This is a genomic window from Streptomyces sp. NPDC004111 (assembly GCF_042874215.1).
In the GTDB taxonomy this organism is placed as follows: domain Bacteria; phylum Actinomycetota; class Actinomycetes; order Streptomycetales; family Streptomycetaceae; genus Streptomyces.
Genome location: NZ_JBIAMU010000008.1, coordinates 279,868 through 303,611, shown reverse-complemented (window position 1 = coordinate 303,611; position 23,744 = coordinate 279,868). Strand labels below are relative to the sequence as shown.

The 23,744-nt window shown below is 71.2% G+C and carries 17 protein-coding genes; 11 read left to right on the top strand and 6 right to left on the bottom strand.

Annotated elements, in window-relative coordinates; translation table 11 throughout:
* The first annotated feature begins 37 nt into the window (after window positions 1-37).
* Window positions 38-1,516: a GTPase HflX gene (hflX, locus tag ACFYVL_RS18320; RefSeq protein ID WP_389245856.1), complete on the top strand. Its 1,479-nt coding sequence runs from the start codon at window positions 38-40 to the stop codon at window positions 1,514-1,516.
* A 75-nt stretch (window positions 1,517-1,591) separates the two neighbouring features.
* On the opposite strand, the gene ACFYVL_RS18315 is transcribed toward hflX, so the two are convergent.
* A complete protein-coding gene (locus ACFYVL_RS18315; protein ID WP_389245855.1) occupies window positions 1,592-2,785 on the bottom strand; it encodes a trypsin-like serine peptidase in 1,194 nt (397 codons plus the stop codon).
* A gap of 192 nt (window positions 2,786-2,977) precedes the next feature.
* Window positions 2,978-4,201, bottom strand: a complete 1,224-nt coding sequence (locus ACFYVL_RS18310; RefSeq protein ID WP_389245854.1) for a trypsin-like serine peptidase — start codon at window positions 4,199-4,201, stop codon at window positions 2,978-2,980.
* Between the two features lie 289 nt (window positions 4,202-4,490).
* Between ACFYVL_RS18310 and ACFYVL_RS18305 the strand changes: the two genes are divergently transcribed.
* The 5 genes from ACFYVL_RS18305 to ACFYVL_RS18285 all read left to right on the top strand — a co-directional run bounded on the left by ACFYVL_RS18305 (window position 4,491) and on the right by ACFYVL_RS18285 (window position 13,112).
* Window positions 4,491-5,960: a diaminobutyrate--2-oxoglutarate transaminase family protein gene (locus tag ACFYVL_RS18305; RefSeq protein WP_389245853.1), complete on the top strand. Its 1,470-nt coding sequence runs from the start codon at window positions 4,491-4,493 to the stop codon at window positions 5,958-5,960.
* A 40-nt stretch (window positions 5,961-6,000) separates the two neighbouring features.
* Window positions 6,001-8,067, top strand: a complete 2,067-nt coding sequence (locus tag ACFYVL_RS18300) for an IucA/IucC family protein (protein WP_389245852.1) — start codon at window positions 6,001-6,003, stop codon at window positions 8,065-8,067.
* A gap of 125 nt (window positions 8,068-8,192) precedes the next feature.
* Window positions 8,193-9,032, top strand: coding sequence for a GNAT family N-acetyltransferase (locus ACFYVL_RS18295; protein WP_389245851.1), 840 nt, complete (start codon window positions 8,193-8,195; stop codon window positions 9,030-9,032).
* A 220-nt stretch (window positions 9,033-9,252) separates the two neighbouring features.
* The gene (locus tag ACFYVL_RS18290) at window positions 9,253-11,085 is read left to right on the top strand and encodes an IucA/IucC family protein (protein WP_389245961.1); all 1,833 of its coding nucleotides are present in this window, start codon (window positions 9,253-9,255) and stop codon (window positions 11,083-11,085) included.
* Window positions 11,086-11,123: 38 nt separating this feature from the next.
* Window positions 11,124-13,112: an ATP-dependent DNA helicase gene (locus tag ACFYVL_RS18285; protein WP_389245849.1), complete on the top strand. Its 1,989-nt coding sequence runs from the start codon at window positions 11,124-11,126 to the stop codon at window positions 13,110-13,112.
* Between the two features lie 83 nt (window positions 13,113-13,195).
* Here ACFYVL_RS18285 and lexA read toward each other — a convergent pair whose 3' ends face one another.
* Window positions 13,196-13,978 carry a transcriptional repressor LexA gene (gene lexA / locus ACFYVL_RS18280; protein WP_389245847.1) on the bottom strand — a complete coding sequence of 261 codons (783 nt, stop codon included), beginning with the start codon at window positions 13,976-13,978 and terminating at the stop codon, window positions 13,196-13,198.
* Between the two features lie 666 nt (window positions 13,979-14,644).
* On the opposite strand from lexA, the gene nrdR reads away from it, so the two are divergent.
* Together nrdR and ACFYVL_RS18270 are read left to right on the top strand one after the other, a co-directional pair.
* Window positions 14,645-15,157, top strand: a complete 513-nt coding sequence (gene nrdR / locus ACFYVL_RS18275) for a transcriptional regulator NrdR (RefSeq protein WP_389245845.1) — start codon at window positions 14,645-14,647, stop codon at window positions 15,155-15,157.
* A 175-nt stretch (window positions 15,158-15,332) separates the two neighbouring features.
* Complete coding sequence (locus ACFYVL_RS18270) at window positions 15,333-18,227, top strand: vitamin B12-dependent ribonucleotide reductase (protein ID WP_389245843.1); 2,895 nt, start codon at window positions 15,333-15,335, stop codon at window positions 18,225-18,227.
* Window positions 18,228-18,346: 119 nt separating this feature from the next.
* Here the strand turns inward: ACFYVL_RS18270 and ACFYVL_RS18265 are convergent, their stop codons facing one another.
* On the bottom strand, window positions 18,347-18,877 hold the full coding sequence (locus ACFYVL_RS18265) for a TerD family protein (RefSeq protein ID WP_389245841.1): 531 nt from the start codon (window positions 18,875-18,877) through the stop codon (window positions 18,347-18,349).
* A gap of 75 nt (window positions 18,878-18,952) precedes the next feature.
* Window positions 18,953-19,915 carry a DUF1152 domain-containing protein gene (locus tag ACFYVL_RS18260; RefSeq protein ID WP_389245839.1) on the bottom strand — a complete coding sequence of 321 codons (963 nt, stop codon included), beginning with the start codon at window positions 19,913-19,915 and terminating at the stop codon, window positions 18,953-18,955.
* A 104-nt stretch (window positions 19,916-20,019) separates the two neighbouring features.
* Here ACFYVL_RS18260 and ACFYVL_RS18255 point away from each other — a divergent pair, with 104 nt between their 5' ends.
* Window positions 20,020-20,625 carry a YdbC family protein gene (locus ACFYVL_RS18255; protein ID WP_389245838.1) on the top strand — a complete coding sequence of 202 codons (606 nt, stop codon included), beginning with the start codon at window positions 20,020-20,022 and terminating at the stop codon, window positions 20,623-20,625.
* Between the two features lie 22 nt (window positions 20,626-20,647).
* On the opposite strand, the gene ACFYVL_RS18250 is transcribed toward ACFYVL_RS18255, so the two are convergent.
* Window positions 20,648-21,286 carry a TetR/AcrR family transcriptional regulator C-terminal ligand-binding domain-containing protein gene (locus ACFYVL_RS18250; RefSeq protein WP_389245836.1) on the bottom strand — a complete coding sequence of 213 codons (639 nt, stop codon included), beginning with the start codon at window positions 21,284-21,286 and terminating at the stop codon, window positions 20,648-20,650.
* A 119-nt stretch (window positions 21,287-21,405) separates the two neighbouring features.
* Here ACFYVL_RS18250 and ACFYVL_RS18245 point away from each other — a divergent pair, with 119 nt between their 5' ends.
* A complete protein-coding gene (locus ACFYVL_RS18245; protein ID WP_389245834.1) occupies window positions 21,406-23,022 on the top strand; it encodes an ABC-F family ATP-binding cassette domain-containing protein in 1,617 nt (538 codons plus the stop codon).
* A 33-nt stretch (window positions 23,023-23,055) separates the two neighbouring features.
* Window positions 23,056-23,736, top strand: coding sequence for a histidine phosphatase family protein (locus ACFYVL_RS18240; RefSeq protein ID WP_389245832.1), 681 nt, complete (start codon window positions 23,056-23,058; stop codon window positions 23,734-23,736).
* Window positions 23,737-23,744 lie beyond the last annotated feature (8 nt).

Below are 23,744 nucleotides of genomic sequence, written 5' to 3'. Positions count from 1 at the left end.
GGGCCTCCTCACACCGACACGACGACGTAAGGATCCAATGACCCCCTCCACTTCTTCCCCTTCCACGAACGACAACATCACAGACAGCCTGCGGGCCGATGCCCTGATGGAAGAGGACGTCGCCTGGAGCCACGAGATCGACGGAGAGCGGGACGGCGACCAGTTCGACCGCTCCGAGCGTGCCGCGCTGCGACGCGTGGCCGGCCTCTCCACCGAGCTCGAGGACGTCACCGAAGTCGAGTACCGGCAGCTGCGCCTGGAGCGCGTCGTGCTGGTCGGTGTGTGGACCTCGGGGACCGCGCAGGACGCGGACAACTCCCTCGCGGAGCTGGCGGCGCTCGCCGAGACGGCCGGAGCCCTGGTGCTCGACGGTGTCGTCCAGCGGCGCGACAAGCCGGACCCGGCGACGTACATCGGCTCGGGCAAGGCGCAGGAGCTGCGGGACATCGTCCTGGAGACCGGCGCCGACACCGTCGTCTGCGACGGTGAGCTCAGCCCCGGCCAGCTCATCCACCTGGAGGACGTCGTCAAGGTCAAGGTGGTCGACCGGACGGCCCTGATCCTCGACATCTTCGCCCAGCACGCCAAGTCCCGTGAGGGCAAGGCGCAGGTCGCACTCGCGCAGATGCAGTACATGCTGCCGCGACTGCGCGGCTGGGGTCAGTCGCTGTCCCGGCAGATGGGTGGCGGCGGCGGTGGCGGCATGGCCACCCGTGGTCCCGGTGAGACCAAGATCGAGACGGACCGCCGTCGGATCCGCGAGAAGATGGCGAAGATGCGCCGGGAGATCGCGGAGATGAAGACCGGCCGCGAGATCAAGCGCCAGGAGCGCAGGCGCAACAAGGTGCCCTCGGTCGCCATCGCCGGGTACACCAACGCGGGCAAGTCCTCGCTGCTCAACCGCCTCACCGGCGCGGGCGTACTGGTGGAGAACGCGCTGTTCGCCACCCTCGACCCGACCGTGCGCCGTGCCGAGACGCCCAGCGGGCGCCTCTACACGCTGGCGGACACCGTCGGATTCGTCCGGCACCTGCCGCACCACATCGTCGAGGCGTTCCGCTCCACGATGGAGGAGGTCGGCGACTCCGACCTCATCCTGCACGTCGTGGACGGCTCGCACCCGGCGCCCGAGGAGCAGCTGGCCGCCGTGCGCGAGGTGATCCGGGACGTCGGCGCGCTCGACGTGCCGGAGATCGTCGTGATCAACAAGGCGGACGCGGCCGACCCGGTCGTGCTCCAGCGGCTGCTGCGCATCGAGAAGCGTGCCATCGCGGTCTCGGCCCGTTCCGGCCAGGGCATCGAGGAACTCCTCGAACTCATCGACCGCGAACTGCCGCGCCCCGCGGTGGAGATCGACGCGCTCGTGCCGTACACCCAGGGCGGGCTGATCTCCCGGGTGCACGCCGAGGGTGAGGTGCTCTCCGAGGAGCACACCGCCGAGGGCACGCTGCTCAAGGCACGGGTGCATCCGGAACTGGCGGCGGAGTTCGAGCCGTTCGTCCCGGCCGCGCACTGACCGGGCGACACTGACAACGGCCGAAGGCCCGTACCTCCACCTCGGAGGTACGGGCCTTCGGTCATGCGGCGGCGGTTACCTGCTGCCGTACTTCTTGCTCATCATCGTGTAGATCTGCTGTGCGCCCGGCCCGAGCCGGGGGCCGGCCAGCCACTCGTGGGTGACCGGGCCGATCGAGGTGTTGGAAACCAGCGCCAGCTGCCCGTTCGGCTTCGCCATGAACCAGCCGCCGCCGGAGGAACCGCCGGTCATGGTGCAGCCGATGCGGTGCATCGTCGGCGTGGTCGAGCTGATCGACAGACGGTTCGGACGGTCGATGCACTTGTGCATGATCACGCCGTTGTAGGGCGGGCCCTGCGGGTAGCCCCAGGCGCCCATGGAGCCGATCCGCCGGGTGTCGGGAGCCTGGAAGTCGACCGCGATGGCCGCGCCGACCGTCTCCTCCAGCGACTTGCCGCTGCCGTTCTCGGGCTTCACGTGCAGCACGGCGTAGTCGTACGGTGCGCCGGTGCCGCCGGTCGGGCCGCCGTCGCGGATCCACTCGCCGGAGGTCGACGCCCAGTCCGCCCAGAAGGCGCCGTACGGTGCGTGCTCCTCGTACGGGGCGTTCTGGAGAGCGGCCGGGGACTTGCCGTTGTTGTTGTACGCGGGGACGAAGGTGAGGTTGCGGTACCAGCCGCCCGCCGCGCCCGCGTGCACACAGTGCCCGGCGGTCCACACGAGGTTGGACTTGCCCGGGTTGTTCACGTCCTTGATGACGGTGCCGGAGCAGACCATGTGGCCCTTGGGGCTGTCGAAGAACAGCTTGCCCACCGGGGCGCCGTGGCGGGTGTACGGAGTCTTCTCTGGCACCGCGCGGACGGGGCGCGGGTCCGGGTCGGAGAGGCCCTGGCCGCCGGAGAGGTCACCGGCCGCCATCGTCTTGGCCGGGTCGGACGCGGTGCGCATCCGCTCCGGCTTCCACAGGCCGGCGATGACCGGGTTGACGAAGTCCTTCGCCTCCCGCAGCCACTTGTCCTTGTCCCAGTTCTGCCATTCGCCGTTCTTCCACTTCTCCGGGTCGACGCCGTGCTCCTTGAGCTTGTCGGCGATGTCCTTGGGAAGTGCGATGTCCCCGTTGCCCTGGTCGCCCGCGGGCTTCGCGGCGTCGGAGGCGGCGGCCGTCGGTTTGTCGGTCGCCTTGTCCTCGGTGGGGCCGCAGGCCGTGGCCGTCAGCGCGAGGGCCGCGGCGAGGCCGGTGGCGGCCAGCAGCGGACGTATGGATCGCATGGAAAGTGTCCCCCTGGGTGCTTTCATTCAGATGTGTCGATCTCGTGCGTCGTTCGTGCGGGTTCGTCGTGCGGATGTGTCATGCGCGTGTCATGTCGGACGTGGGCGGGTGCCCGCGCGAATCCGCAGTGGGGAACGTAGCAGAGGGGGGCCTCGGGTACCTGCGCCGAAGGCCCCCCACCGGGCCGTTCGCTAGCGCGCGCCGGCCTTGTCGTAGATGGCCTTCGCCTCGGGGCCGAGCCGCGGCCCGGCCAGCCAGCCGGCCGTGACCGGGCCGATCGAGGTGTTGGAGACCAGCGCGGGCTTGCCGTCCTGGCCCTGCGCCACCCAGCCGCCGCCGGACGAACCGCCGGTCATGGTGCAGCCGATGCGGTACATGGTCGGCTGCGCGGGCTTCACCGAGAGCCGACCCGGCTTGTCCGTGCACTGGAACATGCGCTCACCGTCGAACGGCGGAGCCGCCGGGTATCCGGTCGCCTGCATGCTCGCGATCTTCGGCACGGCCGGTGCGTTGAACTCGACCGGCAGCGCGGTGCCGACCGTCTCCTCCAGCGACTTGCCGGTGTTGGTCTCCGGCGTGACGCTCAGCACCGCGAAGTCGTACGGGGCGCCCTCGCCGCCGGTCGGACCGCCCTGTGCGATCCACTGGTCGGACGTGTGCGCGCTCCTGGCCCACCACAGGCCGTAGGGGGCGAGCTCCTCGCGGGTGGGCTTCGACGCGGGCGACTTGGCCTGGTCGTTGTACGAGGGGACGAAGGTGATGTTGCGGTACCAACCGCCCTTCTTGCCCGCGTGTACGCAGTGGCCCGCGGTCCACACCAGGTTGGACTTGCCCGGGTGCGCCGGGTCCTTCACCACCGTGGCCGAGCACGCCATCGAACCCTCGGGGGAGTCGAAGAGGAGGCGGCCGGACGCCGGTGCGCTGGAGTGGTACGGGGTCTTGGCGGCCCGTGCGGGCAGCCGGGCGGGGGTCGGGTCGGTGACTCCCTTGTCGCCCGAGATGTCATTGTCGACGGGCTGCTTCGGCGGCTTGTCCGCGTCCTTCATCCGGTCCGGGTCCCACAGGCCCGCGATGATCGGGTTGACGAAGTCCTCGGCCTCGCGCAGCCAGTCGTCCTTGTTCCAGTTCTTCCACTCGCCGCCCTTCCACTTGTCCAGGTCGATCCCGTGCTCCTTGAGCCGGTCCTTGAGATCGTCCGGAATCGTGATCTTGCCGTCGCCGGAGCCGCCCGAGGTGCCCGCGGAGTCGGCCGCCGGGGCCGAGGGGGTGCCCGCGGCCCCGTCCTCGGTGGGCCCGCAGGCGGTCACCGTCAGGGCGAGCGCGGCCGTGAGCCCGACGACGGACAGCAGGGGTGCGCTTCTGCGACGTCCGCTCCTCCTACGGGTCGCGGTGCGGGTCGGGCGTGTGGGTCGCATGTCTTGATCCCCCTGGGACTTCGAACGTGACGGGTCGGACGGGTCGGGCAGTGACGGCTGTCGCGGTACGCGGACACCGCTGCGGCCGACGCGCGGCCCTCCACTATGCCGGTGCCGATGGGGACGGCGAACGGCAGGGCCGCGGTTCCGTCTCCGGAAGGATCTTCTGATTGCCCGTGATCCTTCGGGGTCACCGTCGTTGGTACGTACGAGGGATGTCGGTACGCCGTTCAGCCCTGTGGGGGAAACGCGCATGTATGTACGGGAATCAGGGGGAGGACCAAGAGACGTGGCAGTGACCGAACCTGCTCCGGCGGTGGTGCCCGCGGCACAGCCGACCGTCGCGCACGAGGGCATTCTGCGCAGGCAGTCGCTGCGCGAGTCCGCGGCGAGAACGTACGCGCGCTCGCTGCCGATCGTGCCCGTACGCGCGCGAGGGCTGACCATCGAGGGCGCCGACGGGCGGCGCTACCTCGACTGCCTGTCGGGCGCGGGGACGCTGGCACTGGGCCACAACCACCCGGTGGTCCTCGAAGCGATCAAGAAGGTCATCGACTCCGGCGCCCCGCTGCACGTCCTCGACCTGGCGACACCGGTCAAGGACGCCTTCACCACCGAGCTGTTCGAGACCCTGCCGCGCGAACTCGCCGACAACGCCCGGGTGCAGTTCTGCGGCCCGGCGGGGACCGACGCCGTCGAGGCCGCGCTGAAACTGGTCCGCACGGCCACCGGCCGCAGTGGACTGCTGGCGTTCACCGGCGCTTACCACGGCATGACCAGCGGGGCGATGGACGCCTCCGGCGGCGCCCCTGACGTCCGGGTGACCCGGCTGCCGTACCCGTACGACTACCGCTGCCCGTTCGGGACCGGCGGGGAGCTGGGCGCGGAACTGTCCGCCCGGTGGACCGCGAACCTGCTGGACGACCCCAAGGGGGGAGTGCCGCAGCCCGCGGGCATGATCCTCGAACCCGTGCAGGGGGAGGGCGGGGTGATCCCGGCTCCGGACGGCTGGCTGCGCGGCATGCGGGAGATCACCGCCGCCCGGTCGATCCCGCTGATCGTGGACGAGGTGCAGACCGGAGTCGGCCGTACCGGCGCCTTCTGGGCCGTCGAGCACAGCGGGACGGTGCCCGACGTGATGGTCATGTCCAAGGCCATCGGCGGCAGCCTGCCCCTCGCCGTGATCGTCTACCGGGCGGACCTGGACGCCTGGCGGCCGGGCGCCCACGCCGGGACGTTCCGCGGCAACCAGCTCGCCATGGCGGCGGGCGCGGCGACCATGGCGTACGTCCGGGAGAACGGGCTGGCGCAGCGGGCCGGGACGCTCGGCGCGCGGATGCTCGGCAAGCTCCGTCAACTGGCCGCCGGACACCCGGTGATCGGGGACGTCCGCGGGCGCGGCCTCATGATCGGCATCGAACTCGTCGATCCCGAGCGGGACCCGGCCCCGGCGAGGACCGTCCCGGCAGGCGAATCCGCAGGGACGACTCCGGCCCCGGCGTCCCCGGCGCTCGCCGCGGCCGTCCAGCAGGAGTGCCTGCGGCGCGGGCTCATCGTCGAGGTCGGCGGAAGGCACTCCGCCGTCGTGCGTCTGCTGCCGCCGCTCACCCTCACCGACGAACAGGCGGACGCGGTCCTCGACCGCTTCGCCGACGCGCTGGAGGCCGCCGAGCGGTCGCCGTACCGCGACGAGCAGCACCGGGCGGGTCCGCCCCCACAGGACCAGCACCGCAAGGAACCGACCGGGACGCCGTGCTGAGCCAGTCCGGCACCGGAACAACCTCACAAGGAAGCCCTCCGTGAACCCCACACCCGCACCCCACACGTACCAGGACAGCGCAGTGGAGACGGCCGTCGAGACAGTCGGCTCCGGGGACGGGGCCGCCGCCGGGACGGGCGGCGCACCGGCCGCAGGGACTGGTGGCGCACCCGCGGCGAACGCCGCCAACGTCCGGACCGACGTACCGGCGGAAGTGACCGAGCCGGTGACACTGCCCCGACAGAAGTCACCCGTCCGCGGAGGGTGGCCGGCCCCGGAGAGCGGCACGTTCCGGGATCTGCCGGACCCGCTCGACCACCCCGATCCGCAGACCGCGGCGGACGCGGCCGGGGTGGAGAACCTGCTGCGCTGCTGGGTACGCGAGAACGACCTGCCCCGGCCCGCCGGGCCCACCCTGCGCATCCCGCTCGACAACAGCGGCACCGCCCTTCTCGTACCGGTCCGCTACTGGTCGGCCTGCGGATGGCACCGCTTCGGGATGCCGGTGCTGGAGAGCGGCCCCCGACTGGCCCCGACCGTGGACGCGGTCACCGTCGCCTCCCTCATCGGCAGGGAGTCCGGCGGCCGTCCCCACCCCGCCGACGACACGGCCGGACCGGCGTCCTCCGCCGGAGCCGATCAGACCGGTACGACGGGCGGCGAGCCCGGCCGCGGGGAGGGCGCCGACCTGGTCGGCAGGGTGGCCGACTCGGTGCGCAGGACCGCCGACTTCATCGCCGAGCGCCGTGACCGCCCCGAACCGGCCACCGGGTCCGACCTCTTCCTCACCGCCGAGCAGTCCCTCCTGCTCGGACACCCCACCCACCCCACGCCCAAGAGCAGGGAAGGGCTCTCCGAGGCCGAGGCGCGCCGCTACTCGCCCGAGCTGCGGGGCAGCTTCCCGCTGCACTGGATGGCCGTCGACCGTTCCGTACTGGCGCAGGAGTCCGCCTGGACGGAGCGGGGCCGCACGGTCAAGGCGGAACAGGTCGTCTCCCGGCTGGCCGGCGACCTGCGGCTCCCCGAAGGCACGGTGGCCCTGCCGCTGCACCCCTGGCAGGCGCGCGAGTCGGTGCTGCGGCCCGGAGTGACCGCGCTCCTCGACGGCGGGCTCCTGCACGACCTCGGCCCGTCCGGCGATCCCTGGTTCCCCACCTCCTCCGTGCGCACCGTCCACCGGCCGGGCGCCGCCGCCATGCTCAAGCTCTCCCTCGGCGTACGCATCACCAACTCCCGCCGGGAGAACCTCCGCAAGGAACTCCACCGGGGCGTAGAGGTGCACCGGCTGCTGCGCGGCGGACTCGCCGAGGAGTGGCACGCGGAGCACCCGGACTTCGACATCGTGCGCGACCCCGCCTGGCTCGCCGTCGACACCCCGGACGGCGCACCCGTGACCGGCCTGGACGTCATCCTGCGGCACAACCCCTTCGGACCCGGCGACGACGCCGTCTGCATCGCGGGCCTCACCGCGCCCCGCCCCTGGCCGGGGCGGACCGGAATGCACTCCCGGCTCGCCGACCTGGTGGCCCGGCTCTCCGCCCGCACCGGCAGGCCCGCCGGAGCCGTCGCGGCCGAGTGGTTCCTGCGCTATCTCGACCAGGTCGTACGGCCCGTGCTCTGGCTCGACGGCCGGGCCGGCATCGCACTGGAGGCGCACCAGCAGAACACTCTGGTCCTGCTCGACGACGACGGCTGGCCCGTCGGCGGGCGCTACCGCGACAACCAGGGCTACTACTTCCGCGAGTCCCACCGCGGCGCGCTCGAAGCACGGCTGCCCGGCATCGGCACCCGCAGCGACACCTTCGTGGCCGACGGCGTCACCGACGAACGCTTCGCGTACTACCTCGGCATCAACAACATCCTCGGTCTGATCGGCGCGTTCGGCGCCCAACGGCTCGCCGACGAACGGATCCTGATCGCCGCGCTGCGCCAGTTCCTCGGCAAGGCCGACGCCCTCGGATCCGCCCTGCCCGCCCAGCTCCTCGACACCCCGACCCTCCGCTGCAAGGCCAACCTGCTGACCCGGCTGCACGGTCTGGACGAACTGGTGGGCCCGGTCGACACCCAGTCCGTCTACGTCACCATCGCCAACCCCCTCCGCACCTGACGCCCCGTCCCCACGGCCCCGGCCCCTCGATCCACGTCCCGTTTCTCTCCGAACGTCCCCGCCTTACCCGGAAGTTCCCCCCGGCCGACCAGGTCGACCGAACTGCTGAGAGGAGAGCGCCCGCCGTGCCTTCCACCGATGCCAGCACCGGGGCCGATGCCGTCACCGGAAGGGCCGCCGTCACCGGGGCCGATGCCGTCACCGGGACGGCCGCCGACACCGGGACGACCACCGTCGCCGGGACGGCCGCCGCCACCGGGACGACCACCGTCGCCGTGGCTGACGCCTTCACCGCGTCCGGCAGCGAGGAGACCCTCGAACTCCTGCTGCCGGACGAGTTCGTCGCGCGTTTCCGGCCCGGCAGCGACGGGCCCCGGACCACGCCGAAGGGCGAGGACCTGCTGGACTCCGTCGCGGACTGGGGCCCCGCCGCCACGCCGGCCGGCGAGTTCCGGCTCGTCCCCGTGGAACCGGCCCGCGACCTCGTGCTCATCAGCCGGTGGATGAACGATCCCGCCGTCGCCGCCTTCTGGGAACTTCCGGGCGACGAAGAGGTCACCGCGGCCCATCTGCGACCCCAACTCGAAGGCGACGGGCGCAGCGTCCCCTGCATGGGCGTCCTCGACGGCACCCCCATGAGCTACTGGGAGATCTACCGCGCCGACCTCGACCCGCTGGCCCGCCACTACCCGGCCCGCCCGCACGACACCGGCATCCACCTCCTGCTCGGCGGCGTCGCCGACCGCGGACGCGGCCTCGGCACCACGCTCCTGCGGGCCGTCGGAGACCTCGTGCTCGACCACCGCCCCTCGTGCGCGCGGGTCGTCGCCGAACCCGACCTGCGCAACACCCCGTCCGTCGCCGCCTTCCTCGGAGCCGGGTTCCGCTTCGGCGCCGAGATCGAACTTCCGACCAAACGCGCCGCGTTGATGATGCGCGACCGCGCCCACCGCCACCACCTGTAGAGCACCGGCACCGGGCCACCGCCGGACCACCCCTCCCGAACCGCCTCGCCCTTTTGACCCTGCTGCTTCCACCACACCAGCTCGTTCCGCATCGGTCCCACCCCGAGGAGTCACCGTGTCGAAGCCGGCCACCGCACCCGCACCCGCCCCCGTTCCCGACCCCGCCGCCTCCGCTCCCGTACCGGCACAACCGTCCCCGCCCGCCCCGGCCCAGGACCGGCTGCCCGATCCGCCGCCCCTGGTCGATCCGCCCGAACTCACCGCGGACGGCTGGGAGCGGGCGGGCCGCCGGCTGCTCGCCAAGCTGCTCGCCGAGTTCGCCTACGAGGAGATCGTCGAGCCGGTGCCCGCGGCGGACGCCGCCCCGCAGCCCGGCTCCGGCGGCCGCGCCGGCGAAGCCCCGTACACCCTGAGCCTCGACGAAGCCGAGGAGGTCTCCTTCCGCGCCCGCCGCGGCTCCTACGGCAGTTGGCAGGTGGTGCCGGACAGCATCGGACTCCGCGACCGGCACGGCCGCAGCCGCGCGTTCGCCGACCCCGTGGAGTTCCTGGTGCTCGCCCGGCGGCTGCTCGGCCTGGACGGCGCCACCCTCGGCCACCTCGTCCGCGAACTCACCGCCACCCTCGCCGCCGACGTCCGCCTCGACCGCGAAGCACTCCCCGCGGACCGGCTCGCCGAACTCGGTTACGCGGAGCTCGAAGGCCACCAGACCGGCCATCCCTGGCTCGTCCTCAACAAGGGACGCGTCGGGTTCTCCGCCCGGGACGCCGCCGTCTGGGCCCCCGAGGCCCGCACCCCCGCCAGGCTCCCCTGGATCGCGGTCAGCACCGCCCTCGCCCGCTACCAGGGCGTCCCCTCCCTGGCGGCACCGCAGCAGCTCTACGACCGCGAACTCGACAGCGCCACGCGCGCGTGCTTCGACTCCGCCCTGCGCGGGCGCGGCCTCGACCCGGCCTCGTACCTCTACCTGCCCGTCCACCCCTGGCAGTGGGACGAGTCGATCCTGCCGCTCTTCGCGCCCGCGGTGGCCCGCGACGAGATCGTGCTGCTGCCCGCCGACGGCGACCTGCGGCTGCCCCAGCAGTCCATCCGCACGTTCCTCAACGTCAGCCGCCCCGAGCGGCTCACCGTCAAGCTCCCGCTGTCCGTCCTGAACACCCTCGTCTGGCGCGGCCTGCCCACCGAGCGCACGGTGGCCGCCCCGGCCGTCACCGCCTGGGTCCAGGGGCTGTACGAGCAGGACCCGTTCCTCAGGGACGAATGCCGTGTCGTCCTGCTCGGCGAAGTCGCCTCGGTGGCCGTCGAACACCCCGTCTACGACCACCTGCCCGAGGTCCCCTACCAGTACAAGGAACTCCTCGGCGCGATCTGGCGCGAGCCCCTCGAAGGCCGCCTCGAACCGGGCGAGCACGCCCGCACCCTGGCCGCCCTGCTGCACACCGACCCGCACGGCAGGGCCTTCACCGCCGAGCTGGTCGCCCGCTCCGGGCTGGCCCCGGCCGCCTGGCTCCGCCGCCTCTTCGGGGCGTTACTGCCGCCCCTGCTGCACTTCCTCTACCGGTACGGAACCGTGTTCTCCCCGCACGGCGAGAACGCCATCGTGATCTACGACGAGAACGACGTCCCGCTCCGCCTCGCGATCAAGGACTTCGTCGACGACGTCAACATCAGCGCCGAGCCGCTGCCGGAGCACGACGACATGCCCGACGACGTCCGCCGGATCCTGCTCACCGAGCCCCCCTCCTTCCTGACCCAGTTCATCCAGTCCGGCCTCTTCATCGGGGTGTTCCGCTACCTCGCACCGCTGTGCGAGTCCCAACTGGGCGTACCGGAGGCGGAGTTCTGGTCACTCGTCCGGGCCGAGATCCTCCGCCACCACGCACGCTTCCCGGAGCTGAAGGACCGTTTCGAGACCTTCGACCTGCTGGTGCCCCGGCTGGAGCGGCTCTGTCTCAACCGCAACCGGCTGCACACCGACGGGTACCGCGACCGCCCGCACCGCCCGCACGCCGCCGTGCACGGCACCGTGCCCAACCCACTGCACCGGCCGTGACCGCCGATGTCAGTGGTGCGTCGTAGGGTGGTCGGGCTATGACGAAGCCCTCACTCCCCGAGCTCCTCCACGCCGCCGTCGCCTCCGTCGGCGGCGTGGAACGGCCAGGCCAGGTCACCATGGCCGAGGCCGTCGCCGAAGCGGTCGACGACAACTCCCACCTGCTCGTCCAGGCGGGCACCGGCACCGGAAAGTCCCTGGGCTATCTGGTGCCGGCGCTGGCCCACGGCGAGCGCGTCGTGGTCGCCACGGCGACGCTGGCGCTCCAGCGCCAGCTCGTGGAGCGCGATCTGCCGCGCACGGTGGAGGCGCTGAAGCCGCTGCTGCGCCGCACCCCGCAGTTCGCCATGCTCAAGGGCCGGTCCAACTACCTGTGCCTGCACCGGCTCCACGAGGGCGCCCCGCAGGACGAGGACGAGGGCCTGTTCAACCAGTTCGAGCAGCTCGACGCGTCCGCGCCCAGCAGCAAGCTCGGCAAGGACCTGCTGCGCATGCGCGACTGGGCCGACGAGACGGAGACGGGCGACCGCGACGACCTCACCCCCGGCGTCTCCGACAAGGCGTGGGGGCAGGTCTCGGTCTCCTCGCGCGAATGCCTGGGCGCCAGCAAGTGCGCGTACGGCGCGGAGTGCTTCGCGGAGGCGGCGCGCGAGCGCGCCAAGCTGGCCGACGTGGTGGTCACCAACCACGCGCTGCTCGCCATCGACGCGATCGAGGGCGCCCCGGTGCTTCCCTCGCACGAGGTGCTGATCGTCGACGAGGCGCACGAGCTGGTGTCCCGGGTGACCGGTGTCGCGACCGGCGAGCTCACTCCCGGGCAGGTCAACCGGGCCGTCAAGCGCGCCGCGAAGATCGTCAACGAGAAGGCGGCGGACGCGCTCCAGACCGCCGCCGACACCTTCGAGCGGCTGATGGAGCTGGCCCTGCCCGGCCGCCTGGAGGAGATCCCGGAGGACCTCGGATACGCGCTGATGGCGCTCCGCGACGCCTCGCGCACGGTGGTCTCCGCCCTGGGCTCCACCCGCGACAAGTCCGTCACCGACGAGGACGCCGTACGCAAGCAGGCACTGGCCGCCATCGAGAACATCCACGGCGTCGCCGAGCGCATCGCCAACGGCTCCGAGTACGACGTCGTCTGGTACGAGCGGCACGACCGTTACGGGGCCTCCCTGCGGGTCGCCCCGCTGTCGGTGTCCGGTCTGCTGCGGGAGAAGCTCTTCAACGAGCGGTCCGTGGTCCTCACCTCCGCCACCCTCAAGCTCGGCGGTGACTTCAACGGTGTCGGTGCCTCGCTGGGGCTGGCCCCCGAAGGCACCCAGGGCGAGGACCTGCCGGTCTGGAAGGGCCTGGACGTCGGCTCGCCCTTCGACTACCCCCGGCAGGGAATCCTCTACGTCGCCAAGCACCTGTCCAAGCCGACCCGGGACTCCGGCCGCGAGGACATGCTCGACGAACTCGCCGAGCTGATCGAGGCCGCGGGAGGCCGCACGCTGGGCCTGTTCTCCTCGATGAAGGCGGCCCAGACCGCCGCGGAGACCCTCAGGGGCAGGCTGGACATGCCGATCCTGCTCCAGGGCGAGGACACCCTCGGCGAGCTGATCAAGAACTTCGCCGCCGACCCGGGGACGTGCCTGTTCGGCACGCTGTCGCTGTGGCAGGGCGTCGACGTACCGGGACCGAGCTGTCAGCTCGTGGTGATGGACAAGATCCCGTTCCCCAGGCCCGACGATCCGTTGATGAGCGCCCGGCAGAAGGCCGTGGAGGAGAACGGCGGGAACGGCTTCATGGCCGTCGCCGCGACGCACGCGGCCCTGCTGATGGCGCAGGGGGCGGGCCGTCTGGTGCGTGCCACGGGGGACAAGGGCGTCGTCGCGGTCCTGGACCAGCGCCTCGCCACGGCCCGCTACGGCAGCTATCTCAAGGCTTCGATGCCCGACTTCTGGTTCACCACGGACCGCAACCAGGTCCGCCGCTCGCTCGCCGCGATCGACGCCGCCGCGAAGGCCGGCGAAACAGAGAAGGGCTGAGCGGGGCGGGCAGCAGAGAGGCCGGACCCCGGAACGGGCTCAGCGAGCGTGTTCCGGAGCCCGGCCCCGACCGGCGGGCATCGTCAGACCCGCCGCAGCACCGCGACGACCTTGCCGAGGATGGTCGCGTCGTCACCGGGGATCGGCTGGTACGCGGCGTTGTGCGGCAGCAGCCAGATGTGGTGGTCCTCGCGCTTGAACCGCTTCACCGTGGCCTCGCCGTCCAGCATCGCGGCCACGATGTCGCCGTTCTCCGCCACCGGCTGGCGGCGGACGGTGACCCAGTCGCCGTCACAGATCGCGGCCTCGATCATCGAGTCGCCGACCACCTTGAGCACGAACAGTTCGCCGTCGCCCACCAGCTGGCGGGGGAGCGGGAAGACGTCCTCGACGGACTCCTCGGCGAGGATCGGGCCACCGGCCGCGATCCGGCCCACCAGCGGCACGTACGACGCGGCGGGCTTGCCCGCGGTGTCGGTCGTCTGGGTGCTGGGCTGGTCGGAGCCGCGCACCTCGTACGCGCGGGGGCGGTGCGGGTCGCGGCGCAGGAAGCCCTTGCGCTCCAGCGCCATCAGCTGGTGGGCGACGGAGGACGTGCTGGAGAGGCCGACCGCCTGACCGATCTCGCGCATGGACGGCGGGTATCCCCGTCGCTGCACGGAGTCCCGGATGACCTCGATGACCCGCCGCTGCCGGTCCGTGAGGCCCGAGCTGTCCGCCCTGATGCCGGGGGGCCGGCCGGGCAGCGAGCGCGCGGGCTTGGCGCCGTCGGCGTTCGTGGTGTCGTTCATGGCATGCCCCGGCTCAAGTCGGCCCAGGGAGCGGTCCTGGGCTGCGATCGTCGCGCTGTCTGCGGTGGTCGTCATGGTCGGCCCCTCTCGAATGGTCTCCCTGACCGCATAACGGTAGTAGCTTTCGAAAGGTTGCGCCAAACACACGTTCGAGTGAAAAACTGCAGAGTGGCTGCCTTATTCGTACGGATGGGTGTATGGGCGAGGGGTCCGGCCTCTTCGGCGCAGGATCTCCCGAACGGCAATTCGGCTCATTACGGTAACCTTCTCCGTCGGGTCGAAAGTCGCTCGAATTCGCTCCGCGGGACTCTCCGGGTCTCCCCGGGAGTTCTCCCGGGGTTCGTCCGCGTTCTCCGCGGGAGGCTTTCCGTGAGTCCGTGAGGGGCTTCGCGGGGGTCCGTGGGTGGCTGTCCGGGGTTCCCCGGAGCGGTCCGGCCGAGCCCCAGCGCGCCTCGGCCGCCGCGGAATGCGCCGTCCGGGGGACCGGAATCCCGGTTCCCTCCCCGCGTCCCGTACCCTCGTGGACGGCCCGCCCCCACCCCCTTTCCGCCGCGACACGCGCGTAGGGGTGATGGCCCGGCCAAACCCCAGATCTAGTGGTTGAATCTCCACAGCTGCCCACAAGTTGTGGTCCGCGGTCCGCGAGGGCCCGGTCATCGCCTATGCTGGGTGCTGCTTCGAAGGTCCGTTCCGCGACCTGTTGGAGCTGTTCAGTCGTGCCGCGAAGGAGGCCTTGGAACCATGCACTGCCCCTTCTGCAGGCACCCCGACAGTCGCGTGGTCGACAGTCGTACCACGGACGACGGGACGTCGATCCGCAGGCGGCGTCAGTGCCCCGACTGCTCCCGCCGTTTCACGACGGTGGAGACGGCCTCGCTGATGGTGGTCAAGCGCAGCGGGGTGACCGAGCCCTTCAGCCGTACGAAGGTCATCTCCGGCGTGCGCAAGGCGTGCCAGGGCCGTCCGGTCACCGAGGACGCCCTCGCCAAGCTCGGCCAGCAGGTCGAGGAGGCGGTGCGGGCCACCGGCAGCGCCGAGCTGACCACCCACGACGTGGGTCTGGCCATCCTCGGACCGCTCCAGGAGCTCGACGTCGTCGCGTACCTGCGCTTCGCGTCCGTCTACCGGGCGTTCGATTCGCTTGAGGACTTCGAGGCCGCCATCACGGAACTCCGTGACCAGCGGCCGCCCGCTCAGGAGCGCGGACCCGGCACGCCCCCCGGCGTGCCCGTGCCCGCCGCGGCCGCCGAATAGCGGCCACCGAGCAGATCGGCCCTCCTGCCGGTCAGTCGCCGGACTCCGGGCCGGCGGCATCAGAGAACCCGTCACGGGCGAAGCGCTGCGCGCGGCGTCCGGGACATCAGACACACACCGTGCCTTGGGAAGAACTGGGCACTTCTGGGCGTTTTAGCCCGATATGGGAGGCGGCATGACCGAGACGACGAGCGGCCCGGCACGAGGTTCCCGCAGCAAGGGATCCAAGGCCACCAAGGGTCTGCGTATCGAGCGCATCCACACCACTCCGGGCGTGCACCCGTACGACGAGGTGGTCTGGGAGCATCGTGACGTCGTCATGACCAACTGGCGCGACGGCTCGATCAACTTCGAGCAGCGTGGCGTCGAGTTCCCCGACTTCTGGTCGGTGAACGCGGTCAACATCGTCACCAGCAAGTACTTCCGCGGCGCGGTGGGCACCCCGCAGCGCGAGACCGGTCTCAAGCAGCTGATCGACCGGATCGTGAAGACCTACCGCAAGGCGGGCGAGGACTACAGCTACTTCGCCTCCCCGGCGGACGCCGAGATCTTCGAGCACGAGCTGGCGTACGCCCTCCTGCACCAGATCTTCAGCTTCAACTCCCCGGTGTGGTTCAACGTCGGCACGCCCCAGCCGCAGCAGGTCTCCGCCTGCTTCATCCTGGCCGTCGACGACTCCATGGAGTCGATCCTCGACTGGTACAAGGAAGAGGGAATGATCTTCAAGGGCGGCTCCGGAGCCGGCCTGAACCTCTCCCGCATCCGTTCCTCCAAGGAGCTCCTGTCCTCCGGCGGCAACGCGTCGGGCCCGGTCTCCTTCATGCGCGGTGCCGACGCCTCCGCCGGAACCATCAAGTCCGGCGGCGCCACCCGCCGCGCGGCCAAGATGGTCATCCTCGACGTCGACCACCCCGACATCGAGAACTTCATCGAGACCAAGGTGAAGGAGGAGGAGAAGATCCGCGCCCTGCGCGACGCGGGCTTCGACATGGACCTGGGCGGCGACGACATCACGTCCGTCCAGTACCAGAACGCCAACAACTCGGTCCGCGTGAACGACGAGTTCATGAAGGCCGTCGAGAACGGCGGCAAGTTCGGCCTGCGCGCCCGCATGACCGGCGACGTCATCGAAGAGGTCGAGGCCAAGTCCCTCTTCCGCAAGATGGCGGAGGCCGCCTGGGCCTGCGCCGACCCGGGCATCCAGTACGACGACACCATCAACAAGTGGCACACCTGCCCGGAGTCCGGCCGCATCAACGGCTCGAACCCGTGCAGCGAGTACATGCACCTGGACAACACCTCGTGCAACCTCGCCTCGCTCAACCTCATGAAGTTCCTCAAGGACGACGGCAAGGGCAACCAGTCCTTCGAGTCCGAGCGCTTCGCCAAGGTCGTCGAGCTGGTCATCACCGCGATGGACATCTCCATCTGCTTCGCGGACTTCCCCACCGAGAAGATCGGTGAGAACACCCGCGCCTTCCGCCAGCTGGGCATCGGCTACGCCAACCTGGGCGCCCTCCTGATGGCGACCGGCCACGCCTACGACTCCGACGGCGGCCGCGCCCTCGCCGGCGCCATCACCTCGCTGATGACCGGCACCTCGTACAAGCGCAGCGCCGAGCTGGCCGCGGTCGTCGGCCCGTACGACGGCTACGCCCGCAACGCGCAGCCGCACCAGGCCGTCATGAAGCAGCACGCCGACGCCAACGCCGCCGCCGTGCACATGGACGACCTGGACAACCCGGTCTGGGCCGCCGCCACGGAGGCCTGGCAGGACGTCCTGCGCCTCGGTGCGAAGAACGGTTTCCGTAACTCGCAGGCCTCGGTCATCGCCCCCACCGGCACCATCGGTCTCGCGATGTCCTGCGACACCACCGGCCTTGAGCCCGACCTCGCGCTGGTCAAGTTCAAGAAGCTGGTCGGCGGCGGCTCGATGCAGATCGTCAACGGCACCGTCCCGCAGGCCCTGCGCCGCCTGGGCTACCAGGAGGAGCAGATCGAGGCGATCGTCGCCCACATCGCCGAGCACGGCAATGTGATCGACGCCCCCGGTCTGAAGACCGAGCACTACGAGGTCTTCGACTGCGCCATGGGCGAGCGCTCCATCTCCGCGATGGGCCACGTCCGCATGATGGCCGCCATCCAGCCCTGGATCTCCGGCGCGCTGTCCAAGACGGTCAACCTGCCGGAGACGGCGACCGTCGAGGACGTCGAGGAGGTCTACTTCGAGGCCTGGAAGCTCGGCGTCAAGGCGCTCGCGATCTACCGCGACAACTGCAAGGTCGGCCAGCCCCTCTCCGCGAAGAAGAAGGAGCAGGAGAAGACCGAGGTCACCGAGAAGGCCGAGGCCGAGCTCCGCAAGGCCGTCGAGAAGGTCATCGAGTACCGCCCGGTCCGCAAGCGTCTGCCCAAGGGCCGTCCGGGGATCACCACCTCCTTCACGGTCGGTGGCGCCGAGGGCTACATGACCGCCAACTCCTACCCGGACGACGGTCTCGGCGAGGTCTTCCTCAAGATGTCCAAGCAGGGCTCGACCCTCGCGGGCATGATGGACGCCTTCTCCATCGCGGTGTCCGTGGGCCTGCAGTACGGCGTCCCGCTGGAGACGTACGTCTCGAAGTTCACCAACATGCGCTTCGAGCCGGCCGGCATGACGGACGACCCGGACGTGCGGATGGCGCAGTCGATCGTCGACTACATCTTCCGCCGCCTGGCGCTGGACTTCCTGCCCTTCGAGACGCGGTCCGCGCTCGGCATCCACTCCGCCGAGGAGCGTCAGCGCCACCTCGACACCGGTTCCTACGAGCCGGTCCTGGAGGAGGACGAGCTGGACGTGGAGGGACTGTCGCAGTCCGCGCCGCTCGCGGAGGTCGTGAAGACCGTCGTCGCCCCCAAGGCGGAGGCTGCTGTTCCGGCCCCCAAGCAGGCGCACAACTCGGCGGAGCTCGTCGAGATGCAGCTCGGCGTCAGCGCCGACGCCCCGCTGTGCTTCTCCTGCGGTACGAAGATGCAGCGCGCGGGCAGCTGCTACATCTGCGAGGGCTGCGGCTCGACCAGCGGTTGCAGCTGACATCGGCTGAAGCGCCCCCCAGGGCGTGAGCGAACAGGGCGGCGATCCCCGGAAGGGGGTCGCCGCCCTTTTGTGCGTGACCGCCCGCGCGCGCGTGCGGGTGCCGGAAGCGGTGCGTGTCAGTCCTGGCGGACGCCCATCAGCTGGGCGAACTCGGCGGGCTCGGCGTCGAATCCCCGGACCGTCTCGCGCAGTTCCCACGTCCCGTCCGTGTCGCGGACGAATTCGCCGACGGTCGCGGCGGTCGCCCGGGACAGGGTGGCGAAGTCATTGCTGAGGAGCTCGGTGTGGCCTTCGAGAATCCGGACCAGGGTGCTCTGTATGTCGCCGAATTCCTTTCTGCCGTCGCGCTGCTGAATCGCCACGCCCAGCACCACGCGCGCGTACTCCTCGGAGAGACGGTCGAGTTCGAGCGTCATCTCCTCGTCCGTGCCGAAGCCCTGGCCGGTCTTGCTGTCCCGGTTGAGAGTGATGGTGCCGTCCGGCGACCGGCTGCCGAAGTGCACCAGATAGGCGGGGCTGCCGTACGGGTCGCCCGTCCGGTAGGTCGCGGCGACGATGTCGAGGTCACTGGCCGCCGTGCCGATCGGGCTGGGGTCCCACTTCAGGGTGACCACGACCTTGGTGATCCCCTTGTTGAAGCTGCTCAACGTGCTTTCCTCCGCTTCCTGTTGTGCGTCGATCCTCACAGGGCGCACCGGAGCCGGACAAGTCGCGCCGGTGGGTCAGTGCGGAATGCGGCGGGGCGGGCGCGTGCGCACCTCCTCGCGGAACTCCTCGATGGCGCTGCTGACCTGGCGGATGAGCTGGGTGTTCTCGATGCGGTCGAGGTAGAGGCAGTGGTCGGCGACGCCCTGGAGTTCGAAGGTGAAGCAGAGGGACATCAGGGGGCTGACGAACAGTTCGCTGCCGCGGGTGCGGGAGGTGAACCGCACGTCCCCGAAGTCGCCCCGGACGGCGGCGGCGATGGAGCCGTTGACGATGCTGGGGTGGTCGGGGGTCCGCTCCTGGGCGTGCGCGACCGCGTCCAGGTAGAGGGCGCCCTCCCGGGTCGTACGGGAGAGGGAGAAGGCGCCGAGGTAGGCGCCCGCGCGTTCCAGGGCGGCGATGTTCTCCAGGACGAGGCCGTGACTGACGCCGTGGTACGCGTCGACGCCGAACCCGACCGACACCACCAGGAGTTCGGCCACCCGGTCGCCGAGTGCGGCCAGGGCCGCGACGCTGGTCAGGTCCTCCTCCGGGGTGCCGAGCCCGGCTTCGTCGCCGCGCATCAGGATGTCCGTACCGCCGTCCACCAGGACGATCGCGTCGATGTCGTACCGCTCGACCAGGGCGCGGTACGCGGCCCGCAGCGGCTGCACCCCGGTCCGCGCGAGCGCGTGCACGGTGCTCGGACAGCCGTGGAGCTCCAGCCACTGGGCGAGGGTGCGTTCGGGGAAGTACGTCTGGTGCGGGGCGGACCGCGGGGTGACGGCGGCGACGTCGGGGGCGAGCCAGTCCTCCAGCGGGAGGCCCTCGATCGCGGCGAAGCTGAGGTTCGCGAGGTGGACCTCCTTGCCCTGGTGGAGCAGGGAGAGCGCGAGGGGGAGTCCGGCGTAGATGTCGAAGCCGCCGCCCGCTCCGGCGACCAGGACGCGCCCGGCGGATTCCAGCCGTTCGAAGAGGGGGTGGGAGTGCAGTGCCGTCATGCGGCCATTGTGGTCGAACTGGCAGTCGGGAGGGGGTGCTTCGGCTCCTGGCACGGCCCGTCGCGGGGTGACCCGTGCCACCCTTTCGGCCGTACGATGGCGCGGTGCTGGTCAAGTGGATTCGCTGCACCGTGATCGATCGTCGAGGCTTTGAGCGGGGGCAGCGGAAATGGGCGGGACTGCTCGGTGAACCCGGATTCAGGGGCCAGAGCGGCGGTTGGAGCCGAGGGCGGGACGGAGTGGCCCATGTCTTCTCCTTCTGGGAGAGCCGCGCCTTCTACGACTCCTTCATGGCGCGCTCGCACGACCGGCTCGCGGCGGCGCAGTCGGGCACGTTCAAGGACATCCAGGTCAAGCTGTTCGACTACCGCTTCGACATCAAGACGGGCTTCGAGCCGCGGTTCACGGACGCCGACGTGGTGCGGATCGCGCACTGCAAGGTGCGCGAGGACCGGGTCGAGCACTTCGCGCTGATGCAGCAGAAGGTGTGGAACCCGGCCATGGCGGGTTCGCCGGGGATGCTTCGGGGGCTGTTCGGGGAGGCGCCCGGGAACGAGTTCCTGGTGCTGTCCATGTGGCAGTCCGCCGCCGAGCGCGGCAAGTACCGGGTGGAGCGGGTGGAGCGGCTGTCGCTGCGGGCCCAGGTCGAGGCGGACGTGGCGGCGCTGGCGGGCGACGTGGTCGAGCTGGAGCCGGCCTGGACGGTGTGAGGGGCGCGTGCCGCGCGACGCCTCAGGCCGTGGTCGGTGCCGGCCTGCGGTAGGCCCCCGAGCCGACGGCGGCGTGCGTCGCGGCGGCGGTCTGGTCGGCGAGTGCCTCGTCGACCGGTTCGCGGGTGATGAACAGACGGAGGAAGAGCGGCGCGGACAGCGCCCGGACGACGGCGCCCGCGTCGGTGTCCGGTGCGGCCTCGCCCCGGGCGACGGCGCGGTCGACGATGCTCTCGCAGCGGGAGAACCGCACCGTGTAGAAGGTGCGGAGCGCTTCGGCCGCCTGCGCCGACTGGAACGCGGCGGCGACGAACGCGGTGGGGGCCGCCGCGCGGACCGGGTCCGCGAAGGAGTCGACCGTGTGCCGGGCCAGGGCGCGCAGGTCACCGGCGAGGGTGCCGGTGTCGGGCGGGGTCCAGTCGTCCTCGCCTGCCATGTCCAGGGCGTCGGCGACCATGCCTTCGAGGCCGCCCCAGCGGCGGTAGAGGGTCGTCTTGTGCACCCCGGAGTGCTCGGCCACGTACTCGACGGTGATGCCCGGGTAGCCGTGCTCGGCGAGGCCGGTGAGGACGGCGTCGCGGACGGCGGCGCGGGTGCGGGCGGTCCGGCCGCCGGGGCGGCGGGTGCCCGGTGTGGCGGCAGGGGCGGCCTCGGCATTCAATTGCTACTCCGGTTGCATTAGGGGGCGGGTCGTGTCATGCTGATCGTAACGCAACTTCGGTGGCATTAGATGATGGCCGTCGGTCGTGCCCGGCCGGCGTGCCCTTTGGGGAGGCCTGTTTGCCGGCTCGAACTCAGATCTCGCTGCGCGGCGTGACCGTGTCCCGCGGGGACCGCCTGCTGCTCGACGACGTCTCGCTTACCGTCCGCCCCGGCGAACGCGTGGGCATCGTCGGGGAGAACGGCGCGGGCAAGTCCACCCTGCTGAGACTGCTCGCCGGTCTCGAACAGCCCGACGAGGGCGAGGTCGTGACGCGCGCCGAGCACGGTGCGGGCCTCCTCGCCCAGACGCCGCAGCTGCCCCCGGACCGCACGGTCGGCGACGCGGTGGACGCCGCCCTCGCCGAACTGCGGGCCGTCGAGGAGCGGTTGCGGAATCTGGAGGCGGACCTGGGCTCCGCCGACGCGTCGCTGCTCGCCGAGTACGGGGACCTGCTCACCGTCTTCGAACTGCGCGGCGGGTACGAGGCGGACGCCCGGGTCGACAAGGCCCTGCACGGCCTCGGGCTGGCCCACGTCGGACGGGAGCGGACGCTCGGCAGCCTCTCCGGCGGTGAACAGGCGCGGCTCGGGATCGCCTGTCTCGTCGCCGCGGCGCCCGAGGTGATGCTGCTCGACGAGCCCACCAACCACCTGGACGAATCCGCCCTCGACTGGCTGGAGGGCGCCCTGCTCGCCCACCGCGGGACGGTCGTCGCCGTCTCCCACGACCGGCTCTTCCTGGAGCGCGTCGCCACCTCGGTGCTGGAGGTCGACGCCGACCGGCGCACCGTCGTCCGGTACGGCGGCGGGTACGCCGGGTTCCGCGCCGAACAGGCGGCGGCCCGCACCCGCTGGGAGCAGGCGTACGCCCAGTGGTGCGAGGAGCGGGAGCGGCTGGAGGAGTACACGGGCACCACGGCCCACGCCGTCGCCCAGGGCCGCGCCATGCAGGACCGCAACAAGATGGCGTACGGCAGGGCGGGAAACCGCGTCCAGGCATCGGTCTCCTCCCGGGTGCGCAACGCACAGGAGCGGCTGCGCAGACTCGACGAGGAACCGGTGCCCCGGCCGCCGGAGCCGATACGGTTCCGGGCCGCGCCGGTGGCGGGAGCGGCCGAGGGAACCCTGGTCGCACTCGACGGCGTGCGGGTCGCGGACCGGCTCACCGTGGACGGGCTGACCGTCGACGCCGGGCAGCGGCTGCTGGTCCACGGCGGCAACGGGGCGGGCAAGAGCACCCTGCTGCGCCTCATGGCGGGCGTCGTGCGGCCGGACGCGGGGACGGTCGCCCGGCGCGGGCGCATCGGCTACCTCGCCCAGGAGATTCCCGTGCACCGTCCCGCGGAGCGCGTGCTCACAGCCTTCGGGCGGGGGCTGGCGCTCACCGAGGAGGAGCAGGAGGAACTGCTGCTGTCGTTCGGCCTCTTCCGCCCCCGCGACCTGCGGGTGCCGGTCGGCGCACTGTCCGCAGGACAGCGGCGCAGGCTCGCGCTGGCCCGGCTGCTGGCCAGGCCCGCCGACCTGCTGCTCCTGGACGAACCGGCCAACCATCTGGCGCTCGCCCTGGTGGAAGAGCTGGAGGAGGCCCTCGCACGCTGGAGCGGAGCACTGGTCGTGGTCTCCCACGACCGGCTGCTGCGGCGCCGTTTCACCGGGGAGATACGCCGGATGGAGGCGGGGAGGCTGGCCGGTTGAGCCCTTTCCATCGACTCGAACTAGGGTTTCGGCATGGCACGACCGCGACGCATCGTCCTCGTCCGGCACGGCGAATCCGAGGGCAACGCCGATGACACCGTGTACGAACGTGAGCCCGACCACGCGCTGAGGCTCACCGACAAGGGCTGGCAGCAGGCCCGGCAGGCGGGGGAGCGACTGAGGGAACTGTTCGGCGACGAGGGGATCAGCGTGTACGTCTCCCCCTACCGGCGCACCCACGAGACCTTCCGCGCCTTCGACCTCGACCCGGCGCAGGTGCGGGTCAGGGAGGAGCCGCGACTGCGCGAGCAGGACTGGGGGAACTGGCAGGACAGGGACGACGTACGGCTGCAGAAGGCGTACCGCGACGCCTACGGGCACTTCTTCTACCGCTTCGCCCAGGGCGAGTCCGGGGCGGACGTGTACGACCGGGTGGGCGCCTTCCTGGAGAGCCTCTACCGTAGCTTCGAGGCGGCCGACCACCCGGAGAACGTCCTGATCGTCACCCACGGTCTGACCATGCGGCTGTTCTGCATGCGCTGGTTCCACTGGCAGGTCGCCGAGTTCGAGGCGCTGTCCAACCCGGGCAACGCGGAGACCCGGGTGCTGGAGCTGGGCGAGGACGGAAGGTACACGCTGGACCGGCCGTTCGAGCGCTGGCGGGCCCCCGAACCGTACGGAATCACCGGGGAGAGGTCCACGATCACCGGTTAGAGTGCAGA

Coding starts and splice junctions, on each gene's coding strand:
- hflX (WP_389245856.1), top strand. CDS start 38: ATGACCCCCTCCACTTCTTCCCCTTCCACGAACGACAACATCACAGAC.
- ACFYVL_RS18315 (WP_389245855.1), bottom strand. CDS start 2,785: ATGCGATCCATACGTCCGCTGCTGGCCGCCACCGGCCTCGCCGCGGCC.
- ACFYVL_RS18310 (WP_389245854.1), bottom strand. CDS start 4,201: ATGCGACCCACACGCCCGACCCGCACCGCGACCCGTAGGAGGAGCGGA.
- ACFYVL_RS18285 (WP_389245849.1), top strand. CDS start 11,124: ATGACGAAGCCCTCACTCCCCGAGCTCCTCCACGCCGCCGTCGCCTCC.
- lexA (WP_389245847.1), bottom strand. CDS start 13,978: ATGACGACCACCGCAGACAGCGCGACGATCGCAGCCCAGGACCGCTCC.
- nrdR (WP_389245845.1), top strand. CDS start 14,645: ATGCACTGCCCCTTCTGCAGGCACCCCGACAGTCGCGTGGTCGACAGT.
- ACFYVL_RS18270 (WP_389245843.1), top strand. CDS start 15,333: ATGACCGAGACGACGAGCGGCCCGGCACGAGGTTCCCGCAGCAAGGGA.
- ACFYVL_RS18260 (WP_389245839.1), bottom strand. CDS start 19,915: ATGACGGCACTGCACTCCCACCCCCTCTTCGAACGGCTGGAATCCGCC.
- ACFYVL_RS18240 (WP_389245832.1), top strand. CDS start 23,056: ATGGCACGACCGCGACGCATCGTCCTCGTCCGGCACGGCGAATCCGAG.